We start from the raw sequence: 19,381 nt of genomic DNA, 5'->3' as shown, positions 1-19,381 counted from the left end.
AGATGTGTATAAGAGACAGAGTTTATGCTTTTTGTACTGTAATTGTCCATGAAGCATCATCCAATTGTTCATAGTTTGTTACTGGGTAACCTTGTTCTGCTGCCCAGTTTGGAATAGCTTCAGTCGCTTGAGTACAATCAAAATCGATTTTTAATTCATCACCATTTTCAAGTGTTTGCATTTTCTTTTGCGCTTCAATTAATGGGAATGGACACACCATACCTACTGTACCTAATTCATATAACATTATTATTCCTCCTATCTATTTAATTTGTTTGAGGTTGTTTAGAAGTAGTTGCAGAGTTCGCTTGCTTTGGCGCAGTTTGTTGTTGTAATTTTCTCATTGGTCTTACAAACACAAAATAACTCATGAACCATACACCAAAGATCATAGCTACTAATGCAATCCAACCTTTCCAAGACATAATTGCAGTTTCCACTAAGCCGTTACCAATTGAGCAACCACCTGCAACTGAGGCACCAAATCCCATACAAATACCGCCAATTGCACTGTTTCTGATAGTACGTTTATCCGGTAAACGCCATTTAAATTCATGTGAACCTCTTGCTGCAATATATGATCCTAAGAAGATACCTAATATTAATAGAACGCCCCAATCTACTAATTTAGTATTACCTGTGATTAAGAATGTAATTAAATTAGCAGAAGGTGTTGTAATACCTAAACCATGATCACGCCCAGTTGACATACTCATTGGCCAAGCGATAAATGCTATAAGACCTACCGCAATACCTGCTACAAACGGATGGTAACGTTTTTCAAATAAATAATGTCTAATACCTGTATACTTTTGTTTAAGTTTTGGTACAGCCATTTTAGGTTTAGGCTTACGTAATGTTTTCACTACGACGAATAATGTGATACCAGTTAAAATAATTATTAATATCCACATTGGAATACCTGTAGTTTGAGCCATACTTGTATTCACCTTCGTAGGTTTATTAATCCAATTCATAACTGGAAGTAAAACGCCTGTTTTAGTTACTGCTGCAGTAACTGCGTACATAATAAGAGCAACCCAACTCCCGATCAACCCCTCTCCAGCTCGGTACCAAGTACCAGTTGCACATCCTCCTGCAAGGACTATTCCTATTCCGAAAATGAAAGAACCAATAATCGTTCCTAGAACGGGGAATGTACTATAAGGAATTGCGATTAATCCTAAACTTGTTAATATTACAAGTCCAATACTTTGAACAGTAATCGCTACTAATAAAGCATAAAACATTTTATTATTTTTTTGCACGTACATATCTCTAAAACCACCTGTTAAGCAGAAGCGTGTACGTTGCATGACAAAGCCTAATAAAATCCCAACGATTAGGCCGCTAATAATCATCCAAACCAAATTCAATGCATCCTTTCCCGATTGATTTACTAAGGTATTATAATAGATTAACAATTAATTATCAATAACATTTATTTGGATTTAATTTTATTGAAATAATAAAAAAATCATTCTTTCTTCTGAAAGAATGATTTAGACTGTAAACAAACTCTTTTGCTTTAAATTAATTTGTAAACAAACACTATTTAGTTCGAATAGTTTTTCATGAAAAATAAAAGTGATTGTAATTCAATACCTAAATCAATATGGTGCACTTGAACAGAATTTGGCGCTTCTACTCTAGCAGGCGTAAAGTTCAATATTCCTTTAACATTGGCTTTAATTAGTTGATCTGCTACTTTTTGGGCTACCTTTTCAGGTGTAGTCAAAATAACAACATTGATATCTCGTGTTTCAAGTACTTGTTGTAAGTCATTCATGTGATGGACTTTAACTTCACCGACTTGTTGACCCACAATGTCTTTATCAATATCAAACGCTTCAGTAATCGTCATTTCATCATGAATTGAAAAGTTGTATGTTAATAACGCTCTTCCTAAATTACCTACTCCAACTATAGCAATATGAATATCATCACTATCGCTAAGTTCAGATTTAAAAAATTCTAATAAACTATCAATATTGTAGCCATAGCCCTTTTTCCCTAACTCACCAAAGTAAGAAAAATCTCTTCTAATAGTGGCTGATTCAATATTTAGCGCTTCACTGATAGTTTTTGAATTAACTCGGTCTATTCCTTTTATCTTCAAGGTGTTAACGAATCTATAATATAACGGTAATCGTTTCAATGTTGCACGAGGAATTTTAGCTTGATTTTGAGCCATTTAAGTTGTCCCCCTCTTGTTTGAACTTTTTAATCTATGTATCCAAACTAATTAGCGTGCAATTAGTCATTCCTTTGAAATCACAGTATGTCCCATAATGAATACTGACATATTATACCCTAACACTTTTTAAAAATAAATATCTTAGTTTCATGTACCTTTATTATACGGTAAAATAAAGAGTAATGTATAAGACTATTTTGTGATAAATACTTTTGCTAAAACGATAGAAAGGTGAAACCTGAATGATACTGTTGCAATTAAATGACATTTCGAAGTCATTCGATGGTGAAGATATATTTACTCACGTCAATTTCGAAGTTAAAACTGGCGAGCGTATAGGCGTCGTTGGTCGAAACGGTGCTGGCAAATCAACGTTGATGAAGATTATCGCTGGTGTTGAAGATTATGATAGTGGTCATATTTCTAAAATTAAAAATTTACGCGTCGGTTATTTAACTCAACAAATGACGCTTAATTCTTCGTCTACTGTGTTTGAAGAAATGTCTAAACCTTTTGAACACATTAAAAATATGGAAGGTTTAATTAAAGAAGAAACAGATTGGTTAGCAATGCATGCCAATGATTATGATACTGAAGACTATCAACGTCATATGGAACGCTATGAATCACTGTCTAATCAATTTGAACAACTTGAGGGCTATCAATACGAAAGTAAGATTAAAACTGTATTGCATGGTCTTAATTTTAAAGAAGAAGATTTCGGCAAACCTATTAATGACTTTAGCGGTGGGCAAAAGACACGCTTATCTCTAGCTCAAATGTTATTAAGTGAACCAGATTTATTATTACTAGATGAACCGACTAACCATCTTGATTTAGAAACGACAAAATGGTTGGAAGACTATTTAAAATATTTTAAAGGTGCCATCGTCATTATCAGTCACGATCGTTACTTCCTTGATAAAATAGTCACACAAATTTATGATGTGGCGCTTGGAGATATTAAACGGTATGTGGGTAATTATGAACAATTTATCGAACAACGAGATAAATATTACGAACAGCGTATGCAAGAATATGAGAAGCAACAAGAAGAGATTAAGCGTCTTGAAACGTTTGTAGAGAAAAATATTACTCGTGCGTCTACTAGTGGTATGGCTAAAAGTCGTCGTAAAACGCTAGAAAAAATGGAACGCATTGATAAGCCTATGTTAGATGCAAGAAGCGCTAATATTCAATTTGGCTTTGAACGTAACACCGGTAATGATGTTATGCATATTCGTAATTTAGAAATCGGATATGAAACTCCTATCACTAATCCAATAAATATTGAAGTAACTAAAGGCGATCACATCGCTATTATTGGTCCTAACGGTGTTGGTAAAACAACGCTAATAAAAACGATTGCCAATCGTCAAGCTAAATTAGGTGGCGAGGTTGTCTTCGGTGCTAATCTTCAAATTGGATACTACGACCAAAAACAAGCTGAATTCAAATCTAATAAGACGATTTTAGATTATGTTTGGGATCAATATCCTACTATGAATGAAAAAGATGTTCGCGCTGTATTAGGACGATTTTTATTTGTACAAGATGATGTTAAGAAAATCATCAATGATTTATCTGGAGGCGAAAAAGCTCGTCTTCAATTAGCATTATTAATGTTACAAAGAGATAATGTCTTAATCCTTGATGAACCTACCAACCATTTAGACATTGATTCCAAAGAAATGTTAGAACAAGCTTTACAACATTTCGAAGGTACAATTCTGTTTGTTTCTCATGATCGTTACTTTATCAATCAATTAGCGAATAAAGTCTTTGATTTAAATAAAGACGGCGGACAAATGTACCTTGGTGACTATCAATATTATATTGAAAAGACTGAAGAAGCCGCTGCCTTAGAAGCATTTGAAGCGGAACGCACTGATGATAGTAACGGCGTAGTTGAGACTTCAAATAATAAACAAATCAGTAGTTATGACAATCAAAAACAACAGCGTAGAGAGCAACGTAAATTAGAACGTCAAATTGAGCAATGTGAAGAAAAAATAGAACAATATGAGAACGATATAAATCACATCGATGAACAACTTACACAACCTGAAATATTTAATAATCCTATCAAAGCATCAGAACTTGCTAATAAAAAAACAAAGACCGAACAACAATTAGAACAAGTCATGATAGAATGGGAAGAATTACAAGAAATGTTATAAAGTATTCTTTAGATAAAATAACTAGAAAATTGCCTCAAATTTTCTAGTTATTTTTTTACGCTTTTTTAATCACAATATTATAAACAGTTAAAACATTGTTATACCAAGTATCCACAGACTTATCCCAGTTATCCACAGGCCAAATTATAGTTATTTACATTTCTTTTACACAAATTTAACTCTATATCCACATTGTTAACCACCACTTACCCACAGTTTATTCACATTTTGTTGATAAGTACGCATGTTCCCTATTGACTTACACATTTTCCAATAATTAACATCTAGTATTTAATAATATAAAAAAAGTGCTAAGTAAACATGAATTTGTCATTCATTATACCTAGCACATCTCATTAATTATTCTACTGTTGCTTCTTCTATGTCCATATTATTTTGACCATTTAAATCTAAGTCTGCTGTTATACCAGATTTATAATAATAATATGCAGCAGCACCAATCATTGCCGCATTGTCTGTACATAATTTAGGACTTGGTATAGATAACCTAATATTATGTGTTTCACATAATTCTTGTAAACGTTGACGTAACCCTTTATTACTCGCCACGCCCCCTGCTACAATTAAGCGATTAACATGATATTCCTTACAAGCATGAATCGCTTTCGTACTTAATACTTCGACCACGCTATTTTGGAAACTCGTAGCAACATTTGCTTTATTGATATCTTCATTCTTTTGTTTTAAATTATGCAATTTGTTAATGACAGCACTTTTCAAGCCACTAAAACTAAAATCATAGCTATCTTTCTCTAACCATACTCTTGGAAAGTCATACGTGTCTTCACCTAAAGTAGCTAATCTATCAACTTCTGGTCCGCCTGGATATGGCAAGCCAATCGTTCTAGCAACTTTATCATAGGCTTCACCTACTGCATCATCACGTGTTTCTCCAATCACTTCGAAATTCATATGATCTTTCATATAAACTAATTCTGTATGACCACCAGAAACGATAAGTGCCATTAAAGGAAACGTTAACGGTTCTTCTAAATGATTCGCATAAATATGACCTGCAATATGATGAACTGGGATAAGTGGCTTGTCATATGCAAATGCTAGAGCTTTCGCAGCATTAATACCAATTAACAATGCCCCGATTAAACCAGGACCTTGTGTTACAGCAATAGCGTCAATCTCTTCCATTGTGACGTCAGCAGTCTCAAGTGCCTCTTCAATTGTTGCGGTGATACCTTCAACATGATGTCTACTTGCCACTTCAGGTACGACGCCACCGAAACGTTTATGACTTTCAATTTGGCTTAATACCGTGTTTGATAATATAGTATCGCCATTTTTAATCACACTGACACTTGTTTCATCACAGCTTGTTTCTACTGCTAATATTAAAATTTCATTATTCATTTAAATTCACCCACATGACTAATGCATCCTCGCCTTCTCCATAATAATTTTTACGTTTGCCTCCAAATTGGAATCCTAAATTTGTGTAGACATGTTGCGCTACATTGTTCGTCACTCTGACTTCTAAACTCATAATGTCGCATGTCGTACTCGCGAAATCCATCACATATTTAAGTAATAATTGTCCTAATCCATAACCTCTATAATCTTTGCGAATCGCCACGGTAGTAATCTGTGCTTGATCAATCACTATCCATAGCCCTAAATAACCAATAATTTCATTTTCGAAAATGATAACAAAATACTTTGCGAAGTTATTTTCATTCAGTTCATGATAAAACGCATCAATTGTCCAAGAACTGTCATTAAAACTTTCACGTTCAATATCAAATACACTTGGGACATCATCGACTTGCATTGCTCGTATCGTTAATTCTGATTCTGCTGGTTTAACCAATTGCGTTCCGCCTCTGACATTTTAATATAATTTGGTACAAATGTATGGATATTTTCAGGTTCAGCTATTAGAGAGTGCATTACAGATGCACGCGGTAGATTTGCTTGGATATCACCGTTTAATTGATTTGCTAACTTTTCAGCATCTGAGCCAATAAATAAATACGATTGATTATGTTCATTTAACCAGTCTTGTAAGTCTTTAATTGAAATATATTGATCCTCTAAAATGGTTCTTAGTTCTCCATCGGTATATTGATAAACGCCAGTGTAGACCGCTTCACGACGTGCATCAAACACTGGTACTAATAAACGGTCTTGGGCCTCAGTTTCATTTACTGTAGCTGCTAAAGCTTGTAATGAAGATACGCCATACAAGTTAGTCTTTAACGCATAAGCCAATGTTTTAGCAGTAGTAACACCGATTCTCACACCTGTGTAAGAACCAGGACCTTTGGCTACTATAACAGCATTTAATTCCTCTTTATTTAACTTCGTTTGTTCAAATAAATCTTTAATCCCTGGCATCAATTGACTTGAATGGTCCTTATTACTTTCAACTGTGTGCTCTGCTAGAACTTGATCGCTAGCCATTAAAGCAATCGACATAGGACGATTAGACGTATCAATAAGTAGTGAATTCACGCTCTACTTCCTCCTTAACTTTAGAATAATGGTCGCCTTTCGCAATCAATTCAATCGCGCGTTCTGTCTCACTCACCGTTTTAATATTAATAATTAACTGTGTAGTAGGTAGTAAATCTTCAATAAATTGACTCCATTCAATCACTGTAATGGCTTCATCTTCAAAATATTCATTAAATCCTAAATCTTCATCAGAATCTTCAAGACGATAGCAATCCATATGATGTAACTTCAGTGATTGTCCCTTATACGATTTAATAATGTTAAAAGTAGGAGAATTAATATTTCGCTTTACGCCAAGATGTTTACCTATAAATTGAGTTAATGTTGTTTTACCCGCACCCAAATCACCATTTAATAAAATTAAGTCTCCTGGTTCTAAATATTTAACTAATATGCCAGCAAAACGATTCATGTCATCTAAATGTTTTATACTTATCATTTGCTTTGCTCTCTCCTATTTTGAAAATTCCTTCTATAAACAAATTCATTAGTTCTTACTACATAAATACTTTAACTATGTTTGTCTCAATTTTAACTTACTAATTGTAACAAACTTTAGCGAAAATTTCTCTCTATTCAAATGAAATAAGCGTTTATAAATTGTTAGAAAATTCAAAAAAAGAGTATTGACTTAAAAAACGCATTGTAGTAAATTTAATTTATCGAATTTTAAAACAATTCTAACAATTTAAATAACCAACCATTCATCAGAAAGGAGTATACTAAAATGACTCAATTTAATACGCAACCACATGCTATAATCCATAATTTAATTATTTTATTATACTCGCAAGGGCTGGAACTTTAGTATTAATAATATGCTAAATGTTTAAGTCCTATTTCTCATTGAATGGGACTCATAAACGTCCCAAACACATTGGGGCGTTTTTTTATTTTTATATTTTAACAACATGACGGGGGAATTTTTAATGAGAAGCGACATGATTAAAAAAGGTGATCATCAAGCACCTGCTAGAAGTCTTTTACACGCCACGGGCGCACTCAAAAAGCCAACAGATATGAACAAACCATTTGTAGCAATTTGTAATTCTTATATCGATATTGTACCAGGACATGTCCATTTAAGAGAATTAGCTGATATCGCTAAGGAAGCAATTCGTGAGGCAGGCGCTATTCCATTTGAATTTAATACAATCGGCGTTGATGATGGTATAGCTATGGGACATATTGGTATGCGCTATTCACTCCCTTCCCGAGAAATTATCGCTGATGCTGCTGAAACAGTCATCAATGCACACTGGTTTGATGGTGTATTCTATATCCCGAACTGCGATAAAATCACACCGGGTATGATACTAGCTGCTGTTAGAACAAATGTACCAGCCATTTTTTGCTCGGGTGGACCAATGAAAGCTGGTCTTTCCGCTCAAGGTAAAGCGCTCACTTTATCTTCAATGTTTGAAGCAGTTGGTGCTTTTAAAGAAGGTCGCATTACTAAAGAAGAATTTCTAGATATGGAACAAAACGCCTGCCCTACTTGTGGTTCATGTGCAGGTATGTTTACCGCTAATTCAATGAACTGTTTAATGGAAGTTCTTGGTTTAGCGCTACCTTATAATGGCACAGCTTTAGCTGTTAGTGATCAACGTCGTGAAATGATTCGCGAAGCTGCTTTTAAATTAGTAGAGAATATTAAAAAGGATATCAAGCCTAGAGATATTGTCACTAGAGAAGCGATTGATGATGCTTTCGCATTAGATATGGCGATGGGTGGTTCAACTAATACTGTCTTACATACACTAGCTATTGCTAATGAAGCGGGTATTGATTATGACTTAGAACGCATCAATGAAATTGCGAAGCGTACACCTTACTTATCTAAAATTGCACCAAGCTCTGCTTATTCAATGCATGATGTGCATGAAGCTGGTGGTTGTCCAGCTATTATTAATGAATTAATGAAAAAAGAAGGCACGTTACATCCAGACCGTATTACAGTCACAGGTAAAACATTGAGAGAAAATAATGAAGGTAAAGAAATTAAAAACTTCGAAGTCATTCATCCACTTGATGCACCTTACGATAAAGAAGGCGGCTTATCTGTATTATTTGGTAATTTAGCGCCAAAAGGTGCAGTCATTAAAGTAGGCGGTGTAGATCCATCTATCAAAGTATTCACTGGTAAAGCTATCTGCTTTGATTCACATGATGCAGCTGTTGAAGCGATTGATAATAAAACAGTACGCGAAGGCCATGTCGTTGTTATACGCTATGAAGGTCCTAAAGGCGGTCCAGGTATGCCAGAAATGTTGGCCCCTACTTCTTCAATCGTAGGTAGAGGTTTAGGTAAAGATGTAGCGCTAATTACTGATGGACGCTTTTCAGGAGCAACAAGAGGTATTGCTGTTGGACACATTTCTCCAGAAGCCGCTTCTGGTGGCCCTATAGGATTAATTAAAGATGGCGATGAAATTACTATTGATTTAACCCATCGTACACTAAACGTTAATCAACCTGATGAAGTACTAGAGCAACGTAAACAAGCTTTACCCCCTTTTAAAGCGAAAGTTAAAACAGGTTATTTAGCGCGATACACTGCTTTGGTGACTAGCGCAAATACTGGGGGCATTATGCAAGTGCCTGAGAATCTCATTTAATATTAAGGAGTGTTAGCAATGACGAATAAAAAGGAAAGTACCGTAATCGAATCTCAATCGAATGAGCCTCTTTCTGGTTCAGAATTACTAGTTGAAACATTATTACATGAAGGCGTAGATTTCATCTTTGGCTATCCAGGAGGTGCCGTATTACCCCTATACGACACATTTTATGATGGAAAGATTAAACATATTTTAGCGCGTCACGAACAAGGTGCTACACATGCAGCGGAAGGTTACGCTCGTGTTTCTGGTAAGACAGGCGTCGTAGTCGTTACAAGTGGTCCAGGTGCAACAAACGCTATCACTGGTATCACTGATGCTTACAGTGATTCACTACCCCTTGTCGTATTTACTGGCCAAGTAGCAACGCCAGGTATCGGTAAAGATGCTTTCCAAGAAGCAGATTTACTATCAATGACTACACCCATTACTAAAGCGAATTATCAAGTTAAACACGTGGACGATATCCCAAGAATTGTGCATGAAGCATTTTATGTGGCTAATTCAGGACGTAAAGGTCCTGTGGTCATTGACTTCCCTAAAGACATGGGTGTATTAACATCTTCTGCTCCCCTTGAAAATGAAGTTCATTTACCTGCATATAAAGTTGTAGAGGAACCAAGTGAAGCCGATATTCAACAATTAAGTGAGTACTTATCTAAAGCTAAAAAACCACTTATTTTAGCTGGAGCGGGTATCAATCATTCAAAATCAAATAGCTTGTTAACAGCGTTTGTCACTCAACATCAAATACCGGTAGCTACTACATTATTAGGCTTAGGCGCTATCCCATATGAAAATCCACTATTCTTAGGTATGGGCGGTATGCACGGATCATATGCAAGTAATATGGCATTAACTGAATGTGATTTACTCATTAACTTAGGTAGTCGTTTTGATGACCGTTTAGCAAGTAACCCTAATGAATTTGCTCCGAATGCGACCGTTGTACATGTAGACATCGATGAATCAGAAATTAACAAAGTCATTTCAACTGACTTAGGCATCGTTGCTGATTGTAAGAAAGTGCTCGAAGCGTTAGCGAAAGCATTTTCAAATACAGTAGAACACTCTGACTGGGTTAAACACTGTTTAGCAAATAAGGATAAACACCCGTTTAAATATCAACCAGCTGATGAGACGTTCTGTAGACCTCAAGAAGCGATTGAATATATTGGTAAGATTACTAATGGCGATGCAATCGTAACGACTGATGTAGGTCAACATCAAATGTGGGCAGCTCAATTCTATCCATTCAAAAATTATGGTCAATGGGTCACTAGTGGTGGTTTAGGTACGATGGGCTTTGGTATCCCTTCTGCAATTGGTGCACAATTAGCTGCGCCAGACAAGACAGTCATTTGTTTCGTTGGTGACGGAGGTTTCCAAATGACTAACCAAGAAATTGCTTTATTACCAGAATACAACCTTAATGTAAAAATTGTGCTTATTAATAATGGAACATTAGGCATGGTTAAACAATGGCAAGATAAATTCTTTAATAAACGTTTTTCTCATTCTGTATTTAATGACCAACCTGATTTTATGAAAATGGCTGAAGCATACGGTATCAAAGGTTTCTTAATTGATAATCCAAAGAATTTAAAAGCAACATTAGACGAAGCTTTTGCATACGAAGGACCTGCATTAATAGAAGTGAGAGTATCCCCTATTGAACCAGTTAATCCTATGATCCCTAGTGGTAAAGCGAATCATGAAATGGAGGGTCTAGAATGAAAAGAACGTTACATTTAAAAGTTTCAGATCAAGTGAGCACGTTAAATCGTATTACAAGTGCTTTCGTAAGGTTACAATACAACATTAGTGAATTAATCGTTAAACCTTCTTCAGAAGAAGGTGTTTCAGATATGGTCATCACTGCAAATATTGAAGATGAAGCTATACTTAAAATTTTAATTGCAAAGTTGAATAAACAAATTAGCGTTATCGATATTGAAGAAGTTAAAGATTAATATTTATATTTATTGAAATGATGCGCTAGCATTAAAAAATATTTTAACAACATAATGACTATCATCAACTATTGTAGATAATTAATATCTATAATTTTAAGAATATTCAAAATTTTTAAGTAAGTTAAAAATTGGAGGAACGTATTATGACAAAAGTTTATTATGATCAATCAGTTGAAAAAGATGCTTTACAAGGTAAAAAAATCGCAGTTATTGGTTACGGTTCACAAGGACATGCCCATGCACAAAACCTTAAAGATAATGGTTATGACGTAGTTGTAGGTATTCGCCCTGGACATTCTTTCGATAAAGCTAAAGAAGATGGCTTTGATGTATATCCAGTTAATGAAGCAGTTAAACAAGCAGATGTCGTTATGGTGTTATTACCAGATGAAATCCAAGGTAACGTATACAAAAACGAAATTGAACCAAACTTAGAAGCAGGTAATGCATTAGCTTTCGCACATGGTTTTAATATTCACTTCGGTGTAATCCAACCCCCTGCTGATGTAGATGTATTCTTAGTTGCACCTAAAGGTCCTGGTCACCTAGTAAGACGTACATTTGTAGAAGGTACTGCTGTACCAGCATTATTCGGTGTACAACAAGACGCTTCTGGTCATGCACGTGATATTGCTTTAAGTTATGCCAAAGGAATTGGCGCAACTCGTGCTGATGTTATTGAAACTACATTCAAAGAAGAAACTGAAACTGACTTATTCGGTGAACAGGCTGTACTTTGCGGTGGTATCCATAAATTAATTCAAAGTGGTTTTGAAACTTTAGTAGAAGCGGGATATCAAAAAGAATTAGCATACTTCGAAGTATTACATGAAATGAAATTAATCGTTGATTTAATGTATGAAGGCGGTATGGAAAACGTTCGTTATTCTATTTCAAATACAGCTGAATTTGGTGATTATGTATCTGGACCTCGCGTTATCACTCCAGAAGTTAAAAACAACATGAAAACTGTATTAGAAGATATCCAAAACGGTAACTTTGCGAATCGTTTTGTTAAAGATAATGAAAATAGCTTTAAAGAATTCTATCAATTACGTGAACAACAACATGGTCATGAAATCGAAGCGGTTGGTCGCGAATTAAGAAAAATGATGCCATTTATTAAATCTAAAAGCATTCAAAAATAACTAATAAGGAGATGTTAAAAATGCAAAGCCATATTCAAATTTTTGATACTACATTGAGAGATGGAGAACAAACACCTGGTGTTAACTTTTCTTTTGATGAACGTTTAAAGATAGCTAAACAGCTTGAAAAATGGGGTGTAGATGTACTTGAAGCAGGATTTCCCGCTTCAAGTACTGGAAGTTTCAAGTCTGTTCAAGCCATTTCAAAAGCTTTAACTACTACTGCCGTATGTGGATTGGCACGTTGTAAAAAATCTGATATAGACGCAGTATACGAAGCAACTAAAGATGCAGTCAAACCAGTAGTTCATGTATTTATAGCAACCTCCCCTATTCATTTGCAACATAAACTGAAAATGACACAAGAAGAAGTGCTTGCCTCTATAAAAGAACATGTCACTTACGCTAAGCAATTCTTTGATGTGGTTCAATTCTCACCTGAAGATGCATCTAGAACAGACATGGCATTTCTCATTCAATCTGTGCAAACTGCAGTTGATGCTGGAGCAAGTATTATCAACATTCCAGATACTGTTGGATATAGCTATCCTATTGAATATGGTCAAATTTTTAAATCTTTAATTGAAAATGTTAAATCAGAACATGACGTGGTTTATAGTGCACATTGTCATGATGATTTAGGTATGGCAGTTGCAAATAGTCTAGCGGCTATTGAAAATGGCGCTAAACGTATTGAAGGTACTGTAAATGGTATTGGTGAACGCGCAGGTAACACTGCACTTGAGGAACTCGCATTAGCATTATATGTGCGTCGCGATCATTACGGCATTGAATCAAACCTAGTCCTTTCTGAAACTAAAAATACGTCTGACCTTATTTCAAGATATGCAGGAATTCGTGTTCCTAGAAATAAAGCCATTGTTGGTCAAAACGCTTTTAGCCATGAATCAGGTATTCACCAAGACGGTGTACTTAAAAATCCTGAAACATATGAAATTATGACACCTCAATTAGTCGGTATCCGACAAAACGAATTACCTTTAGGTAAACTTTCTGGTAAACATGCTTTTGCGGAAAAACTTAAAACATTAGGCTATGATATTACTCCTGATGAACAAGTAGAGTTATTTAAACAATTCAAAGCCGTAGCAGATAAGAAAAAATCTGTTTCAGATAGAGATATCCATGCAATTATTCAAGGTTCTGAACATGAACAGAATGCGATTTATCAACTGGAAACGTTGCAACTTCAATTTGTTTCTAATGGTCTACAAAGTGCTGTCGTTGTCATTAAAGATAAACATGGTCGTGTATATCAAGATTCAAGTATCGGTACAGGTTCTATCGTTGCTATTTATAACGCTGTTGACCGCATTTTCCAAAAAGAAAGTAAACTAATTGATTATCGTATTGATTCTGTTACAGAAGGCACAGATGCACAAGCAGAAGTTCACGTTGCACTTGTTATTGAAGGTCAACCAGTTAATGGTATTGGTATCGATCATGATATTTTACAAGCTTCTTGTAAAGCTTATGTTGAAGCTCACGCTAAATATGCCGCTGAAACTACTGAGAAGGAAGGTAATTAATCATGACGTATTCAATTGTTGCTTTACCCGGTGATGGTATTGGTCCAGAAATTTTAAATGGAAGTTTAGAACTACTGCAATTAATAAGTAACAAATATCATTTCACTTATACTTTAGAAAGTTTTGATTTTGGAGGAGCGGCCATTGATTCACATGGCACTCCGCTTCCTGATGATACGTTAGCTGCTTGTGAAAAAGCTGATGCCATTTTGTTAGGTGCTGTAGGCGGACCTAAATGGACTGATCCTAATAATCGACCTGAACAAGGATTATTAAAGTTACGTAAATCTTTAGGATTATTTGCGAACATACGCCCTACTAAAGTAACAGAAGGTGCGACTCAATTTTCTCCTTTAAAAGAAGAACGAGTTAAAGGTACTGATTTAGTAATCGTACGTGAATTAACAAGCGGTATTTATTTCGGTGAACCAAGACATATTAATGAACATGAAGCACTTGATTCACTTACTTATACGAAACAAGAAGTAGAACGTATTGCTAGAGTTGCATTTGAATTAGCTTCTCATCGTAAAAAGAAAGTAACTTCAGTGGATAAAGAAAATGTACTCGCTTCAAGTAAGCTTTGGCGTCAAACAGTAACTGAAGTCAGCAAGGAATACCCTGAAGTTGAACTTAATCATTTACTTGTCGATGCGTGTAGTATGCACTTAATCACAAATCCAACTCAATTTGATGTAATAGTGACTGAAAATTTATTCGGAGATGTTTTAAGTGATGAAGCTTCCGTTATACCAGGCTCTTTAGGTCTGTCTCCTTCAGCTAGTTTTAGTTTAGAAGGTCCAAGATTATATGAACCTATTCATGGTTCAGCACCAGATATTGCGAATCAAAATATCGCTAATCCTGTTGGTATGATACTTTCTTTAGCAATGTGTCTCAGAGAAAGCTTAAATCAAGATGAAGCTGCCACTGAATTAGAAGACTATGTATATACATTGATTAAAGAAGGTAAAACGACACCCGATTTAGGTGGCAATTATAAAACATCTGAAATTTTTAATCTTTTAAAAGAAAAATATAACTAAAAGGAGGAGAACATAATTATGGGACAAACACTATTTGACAAAGTTTGGGATAAACACGTCTTAACTGGTAAAGAAGGCGAACCTCAACTCTTATATATCGATTTGCATCTTATACATGAAGTTACTTCTCCTCAGGCTTTTGAAGGGCTAAGATTACAAAATCGTAAATTGAGACGTCCTGATTTAACATTTGCAACACTTGATCACAATGTGCCTACAATTGATATTTTTAATATTAAAGATGAAATTGCTAATAAACAAATTACTACCCTCCAAAAAAATGCTAAAGATTTTGGTGTTCATATCTTTGATATGGGTTCTGATGAACAAGGTATTGTTCATATGGTAGGACCAGAAACCGGTTTAACTCAACCTGGCAAAACTATTGTGTGTGGCGATTCTCATACTGCTACACACGGTGCGTTTGGAGCTATTGCCTTTGGTATTGGTACGAGTGAAGTTGAACATGTCTTCGCTACTCAAACTTTATGGCAAACGAAACCTAAAAATTTGAAGATTGATATCAATGGAACACTCCCCCCTGGTGTTTATGCAAAAGATATCATTTTGTATCTCATTAGTAAGTATGGTGTCGACTTTGGCACTGGTTATGCATTGGAATTTACTGGTGAAACAATTAAGTCATTATCCATGGAAGCAAGAATGACGATTTGTAATATGGCCATTGAGGGTGGCGCAAAATATGGACTTATGCAACCTGATGATATTACTTTTGAATATGTTAAAGGACGTCCATACGCTCAAAATTTTGAAACAAGTATAGATGAATGGCGTACGCTTTATTCTGATAATGATGCACATTTTGATAAAGTGATTGAATTAGATGTCAGCAATTTAGAACCCCAAGTCACTTGGGGAACTAACCCAGAAATGGGCGTAGGTTTCGATACACCTTTTCCAGAAATAAAAAATATTAATGATGAACGTGCATATCAATATATGGGTCTATTCCCTGGTCAAAAAGCAGAAGATATCGATTTAGGATATGTATTCTTAGGCTCTTGTACGAATGCTAGATTATCAGATTTGGTTGAAGCAAGTAAGATTGTTAAAGGAAATCAAGTACATCCTAAAATTACGGCTATTGTTGTACCTGGCTCCCGTACTGTTAAAAAAGAAGCGGAGGCTATGGGTCTAGATATAATCTTTAAAGAAGCTGGATTTGAATGGAGAGAACCAGGTTGTTCAATGTGTTTAGGCATGAATCCAGACCAAGTCCCTGAAGGTGTACATTGTGCGTCTACAAGCAATCGTAACTTTGAAGGTAGACAAGGTAAAGGCGCAAGAACACATCTTGTATCTCCAGCAATGGCTGCAGCTGCTGCGATTAATGGTAAATTTGTAGATGTTCGAAAGGTGGTTGTTTAATTATGGAAATGCAACCTATTACGACTTATACAGGTAAAATTGTCCCTTTGTTTAACGATAATATTGATACCGATCAAATTATACCTAAAGTACATCTTAAGAGAATTACTAAAACTGGATTCGGGCCTTTCGCTTTCGACGAGTGGCGTTACTTACCTGATGGTACTGATAATCCTGATTTTAATCCTAATAAGCCTGAATATAAAGGAGCTTCTATATTAATTACAGGTGATAACTTTGGTTGTGGCTCTAGTCGTGAACACGCTGCATGGGCATTAAAAGATTACGGCTTTAATATTATTATTGCCGGAGGTTTTAGCGATATCTTTTATATGAATTGTACTAAAAATGGTATGTTACCGATTGTTCTTGATGAAGATGCAAGACATTATTTAGCAACTCAAACTGAAATTACGATAGACCTCCCTAACCAGACAGTTTCAACCAATGAAAGGTCATTTCATTTTAATATTGATGAAACTTGGAAGAATAAATTGGTCAATGGTTTAGATGATATAGCCATTACGCTTCAATATGAAGATTTAATAGAAAAATATGAAAAACAAAGTAAGGGTTGATAGAATATGACATTAAAGACGACAGTGACATCAAAAGATATAGATGAGGCTTATTCACGAATCAAAAATATTGTTAAAGAAACACCTCTACAATACGACCACTATCTTTCTCAAAAATATGATTGCAACGTTTATTTAAAAAGAGAAGATTTGCAGTGGGTTCGTTCATTCAAATTACGAGGTGCATATAATGCCATTTCTATATTAGACCATGAAGCTCAAGCCAAAGGTATTACGTGTGCTAGCGCTGGTAATCATGCACAAGGTGTCGCTTATACTGCGAAAGCATTAGGGTTAAACGCAGTCATCTTCATGCCTGTCACTACTCCACTTCAAAAAGTAAATCAAGTAAAGTTCTTTGGGGCTAAAAATGTAGAAATAGTACTTACTGGAGATACCTTTGATGATTGTCTTAAAGAAGCATTACAGTATACTGAATTACATCAAATGACTTTTATAGATCCATTTAATAATATTCATACTATTGCTGGCCAAGGCACATTAGCTAAAGAAATTTTAGAACAATCAAAAGAAGATAATGTCGTATTTGACTATTTATTTGCTGCTATCGGTGGAGGCGGATTAATATCTGGCGTAAGTACTTATATGGATGATTTCAGCCCTCTTACTCAAATCATTGGTGTAGAGCCTACGGGCGCAAGTAGTATGTTTGAATCTGTAGTTGTTCAAAATAAAATTGTCACTTTAGATCGTATTGATAAGTTTGTTGATGGGGCTTCAGTAGCTCGAGTTGGTGATATTACATTTGATATTGCAAAACAACACGTCAATGAATATATTCAAATCGATGAAGGTGCTGTATGTTCGACTATTCTTGATATGTACTCGAAACAAGCAATTGTAGCAGAACCAGCTGGTGCTTTAAGTGTTTCTGCTTTAGAATCTTATAAAGATAAAATTAAAGGAAAAAACGTGGTATGTATTGTAAGTGGTGGAAACAATGATATCAATCGTATGAAAGAAATTGAAGAACGTTCATTGTTGTATGAAGAAATGAAACATTATTTCATCCTTAACTTTCCTCAACGTCCTGGAGCACTCAAAGAGTTTGTTAATGAGGTGCTAGGACCTCAAGATGATATTACTAAGTTTGAATATTTGAAAAAATCATCTCAAAATACTGGTACAGTTATTATTGGCATTCAACTTAAAAACCATGATGATCTTAGTCAATTAAAAACGAATGTGCACGATTTTGATCCTTCAAATATTTATATTAATGAAAATAAAATGTTATATTCATTGTTAATTTAGGTGTTAATGTGAATATAAGCGTTCTAAGATAGATATTTACTGATGCACATTCACTCATTCTGTTGCGACGCTTTCTTGCGGGAAAGGCTCAATCCTGTAGTCTTGTAAAGCAGTTCTTTGATTTTAATCATTAGAACTACTTACTTAAGTGTGTAAACACTTAAGTTCCTTCCCCAGCTTGCTTTGTTTGTAGACTTTCTATGCGAAAGTCTTTGTGCTGGGGCCCGCGCGCAACGTCATTCGTTATTCATCTTAGCACTACTTAAGTAAATGTGTGAACACTTGCGATATCTATCTTAGAATGCCTCTCATAAATTTAAATATATTTATGTCTATTAATAAACAGTGTAGTAATTTTGTTACTTCACTGTTTTTTCTATCTCAAAACTACTAATTTATATGTAAAATTTTAAGTTCATATATATTTTATATACTGTTATGTTTTATATATTGTTTTTAAGAAAAATGTTTAAATTACTTCTCAATTTTAAGCATAAAAAAAGAGACCTTTCGGTCTCAATACTGCCTGGCAACGTCCTACTCTAGCGGAATGTCAGTCTCCTACCATCGGCGCTAAGGAGCTTCCTTTACTTCGAGGCAAGCGCTCGCATCTTGCTTCATTTTCTAAAATATCTTGCTCATTTAGCCCCACTAAATTCGCTTCGCTATTTTCTCAATTCATTAGCTTCAAACGCTTTCTCTTCGTAAAGCTAAATAAGCGAAATGTGTTCTATAACTTTAATTTTAGACATAAAAAAAGAGACCTTAAGGTCTCAATATCGGCTCATCGCATCCATACGATTTATTTGCCTGGCAACGTCCTACTCTAGCGGAATGTAAATTCAACTACCATCGGCGCTAAGGAGCTTAACTTCTGTGTTCGGCATGGGAACAGGTGTGACCTCCTTGCCATTGTCACCAGACAAGTGAA

17 protein-coding genes and 1 rRNA gene are annotated in these 19,381 nt (G+C 35.2%); 10 read left to right on the top strand and 8 right to left on the bottom strand.

Annotated features, from left to right (window positions below):
- Window positions 1-22: 22 nt before the first annotated feature.
- The 3 genes from CD128_RS11275 to CD128_RS11265 all read right to left on the bottom strand — a co-directional run bounded on the left by CD128_RS11275 (window position 23) and on the right by CD128_RS11265 (window position 2,194).
- Complete coding sequence (locus CD128_RS11275; protein WP_103296997.1) at window positions 23-247, bottom strand: sulfurtransferase TusA family protein; 225 nt, start codon at window positions 245-247, stop codon at window positions 23-25.
- A 19-nt stretch (window positions 248-266) separates the two neighbouring features.
- Window positions 267-1,361 carry a YeeE/YedE family protein gene (locus tag CD128_RS11270; protein ID WP_167797496.1) on the bottom strand — a complete coding sequence of 365 codons (1,095 nt, stop codon included), beginning with the start codon at window positions 1,359-1,361 and terminating at the stop codon, window positions 267-269.
- A 194-nt stretch (window positions 1,362-1,555) separates the two neighbouring features.
- Window positions 1,556-2,194, bottom strand: coding sequence for a redox-sensing transcriptional repressor Rex (locus tag CD128_RS11265; RefSeq protein ID WP_103329970.1), 639 nt, complete (start codon window positions 2,192-2,194; stop codon window positions 1,556-1,558).
- A gap of 245 nt (window positions 2,195-2,439) precedes the next feature.
- On the opposite strand from CD128_RS11265, the gene CD128_RS11260 reads away from it, so the two are divergent.
- Complete coding sequence (locus CD128_RS11260; protein ID WP_103329969.1) at window positions 2,440-4,377, top strand: ABC-F family ATP-binding cassette domain-containing protein; 1,938 nt, start codon at window positions 2,440-2,442, stop codon at window positions 4,375-4,377.
- Between the two features lie 360 nt (window positions 4,378-4,737).
- Here CD128_RS11260 and tsaD read toward each other — a convergent pair whose 3' ends face one another.
- The 4 genes from tsaD to tsaE are packed head-to-tail and all read right to left on the bottom strand — an operon-like array spanning window position 4,738 to window position 7,306.
- Window positions 4,738-5,763 (bottom strand): tRNA (adenosine(37)-N6)-threonylcarbamoyltransferase complex transferase subunit TsaD, encoded by a 1,026-nt coding sequence (tsaD, locus tag CD128_RS11255; protein WP_103329968.1) that lies wholly within the window; start codon window positions 5,761-5,763, stop codon window positions 4,738-4,740.
- Complete coding sequence (rimI, locus tag CD128_RS11250) at window positions 5,756-6,220, bottom strand: ribosomal protein S18-alanine N-acetyltransferase (RefSeq protein ID WP_103329967.1); 465 nt, start codon at window positions 6,218-6,220, stop codon at window positions 5,756-5,758. Before rimI ends, tsaD begins: the two co-directional genes overlap by 8 nt.
- Window positions 6,193-6,864 (bottom strand): tRNA (adenosine(37)-N6)-threonylcarbamoyltransferase complex dimerization subunit type 1 TsaB, encoded by a 672-nt coding sequence (gene tsaB / locus CD128_RS11245; protein WP_103329966.1) that lies wholly within the window; start codon window positions 6,862-6,864, stop codon window positions 6,193-6,195. Before tsaB ends, rimI begins: the two co-directional genes overlap by 28 nt.
- Window positions 6,845-7,306, bottom strand: a complete 462-nt coding sequence (tsaE, locus tag CD128_RS11240; RefSeq protein ID WP_103329965.1) for a tRNA (adenosine(37)-N6)-threonylcarbamoyltransferase complex ATPase subunit type 1 TsaE — start codon at window positions 7,304-7,306, stop codon at window positions 6,845-6,847. Before tsaE ends, tsaB begins: the two co-directional genes overlap by 20 nt.
- Window positions 7,307-7,796: 490 nt before the next feature.
- Between tsaE and ilvD the strand changes: the two genes are divergently transcribed.
- The 9 genes from ilvD (at window position 7,797) to ilvA (ending at window position 18,450) form a co-directional block, all read left to right on the top strand.
- Window positions 7,797-9,485: a dihydroxy-acid dehydratase gene (gene ilvD / locus CD128_RS11235; RefSeq protein WP_103329964.1), complete on the top strand. Its 1,689-nt coding sequence runs from the start codon at window positions 7,797-7,799 to the stop codon at window positions 9,483-9,485.
- Between the two features lie 18 nt (window positions 9,486-9,503).
- On the top strand, window positions 9,504-11,225 hold the full coding sequence (ilvB, locus tag CD128_RS11230; RefSeq protein ID WP_103329963.1) for a biosynthetic-type acetolactate synthase large subunit: 1,722 nt from the start codon (window positions 9,504-9,506) through the stop codon (window positions 11,223-11,225).
- A complete protein-coding gene (locus CD128_RS11225) occupies window positions 11,222-11,461 on the top strand; it encodes an ACT domain-containing protein (protein ID WP_103329962.1) in 240 nt (79 codons plus the stop codon). The genes ilvB and CD128_RS11225 overlap by 4 nt, the downstream gene beginning before the upstream one ends.
- A 146-nt stretch (window positions 11,462-11,607) precedes the next feature.
- Window positions 11,608-12,612: a ketol-acid reductoisomerase gene (gene ilvC, locus CD128_RS11220; RefSeq protein ID WP_103329961.1), complete on the top strand. Its 1,005-nt coding sequence runs from the start codon at window positions 11,608-11,610 to the stop codon at window positions 12,610-12,612.
- A gap of 20 nt (window positions 12,613-12,632) precedes the next feature.
- Window positions 12,633-14,162, top strand: coding sequence for a 2-isopropylmalate synthase (locus CD128_RS11215; protein WP_103329960.1), 1,530 nt, complete (start codon window positions 12,633-12,635; stop codon window positions 14,160-14,162).
- 2 nt (window positions 14,163-14,164) lie between these two features.
- Window positions 14,165-15,208 (top strand): 3-isopropylmalate dehydrogenase, encoded by a 1,044-nt coding sequence (gene leuB / locus CD128_RS11210; RefSeq protein ID WP_103329959.1) that lies wholly within the window; start codon window positions 14,165-14,167, stop codon window positions 15,206-15,208.
- 18 nt (window positions 15,209-15,226) lie between these two features.
- Window positions 15,227-16,597 carry a 3-isopropylmalate dehydratase large subunit gene (gene leuC, locus CD128_RS11205; RefSeq protein WP_103329958.1) on the top strand — a complete coding sequence of 457 codons (1,371 nt, stop codon included), beginning with the start codon at window positions 15,227-15,229 and terminating at the stop codon, window positions 16,595-16,597.
- Window positions 16,598-16,599: 2 nt separating this feature from the next.
- Window positions 16,600-17,175 carry a 3-isopropylmalate dehydratase small subunit gene (gene leuD, locus CD128_RS11200; protein ID WP_103329957.1) on the top strand — a complete coding sequence of 192 codons (576 nt, stop codon included), beginning with the start codon at window positions 16,600-16,602 and terminating at the stop codon, window positions 17,173-17,175.
- Between the two features lie 6 nt (window positions 17,176-17,181).
- On the top strand, window positions 17,182-18,450 hold the full coding sequence (gene ilvA / locus CD128_RS11195; RefSeq protein WP_103329956.1) for a threonine ammonia-lyase IlvA: 1,269 nt from the start codon (window positions 17,182-17,184) through the stop codon (window positions 18,448-18,450).
- An 808-nt stretch (window positions 18,451-19,258) separates the two neighbouring features.
- Here the strand turns inward: ilvA and rrf are convergent.
- A 5S ribosomal RNA gene (gene rrf, locus CD128_RS11190) occupies window positions 19,259-19,373 on the bottom strand.
- Window positions 19,374-19,381: the final 8 nt, after the last annotated feature.

The sequence above is a fragment of the Staphylococcus croceilyticus genome (assembly GCF_002902575.1).
Lineage (GTDB): Bacteria > Bacillota > Bacilli > Staphylococcales > Staphylococcaceae > Staphylococcus > Staphylococcus croceilyticus.
The sequence above is the reverse complement of the archived record's forward strand: the minus strand, read 5'-3'. Positions and strand labels throughout refer to the sequence as shown.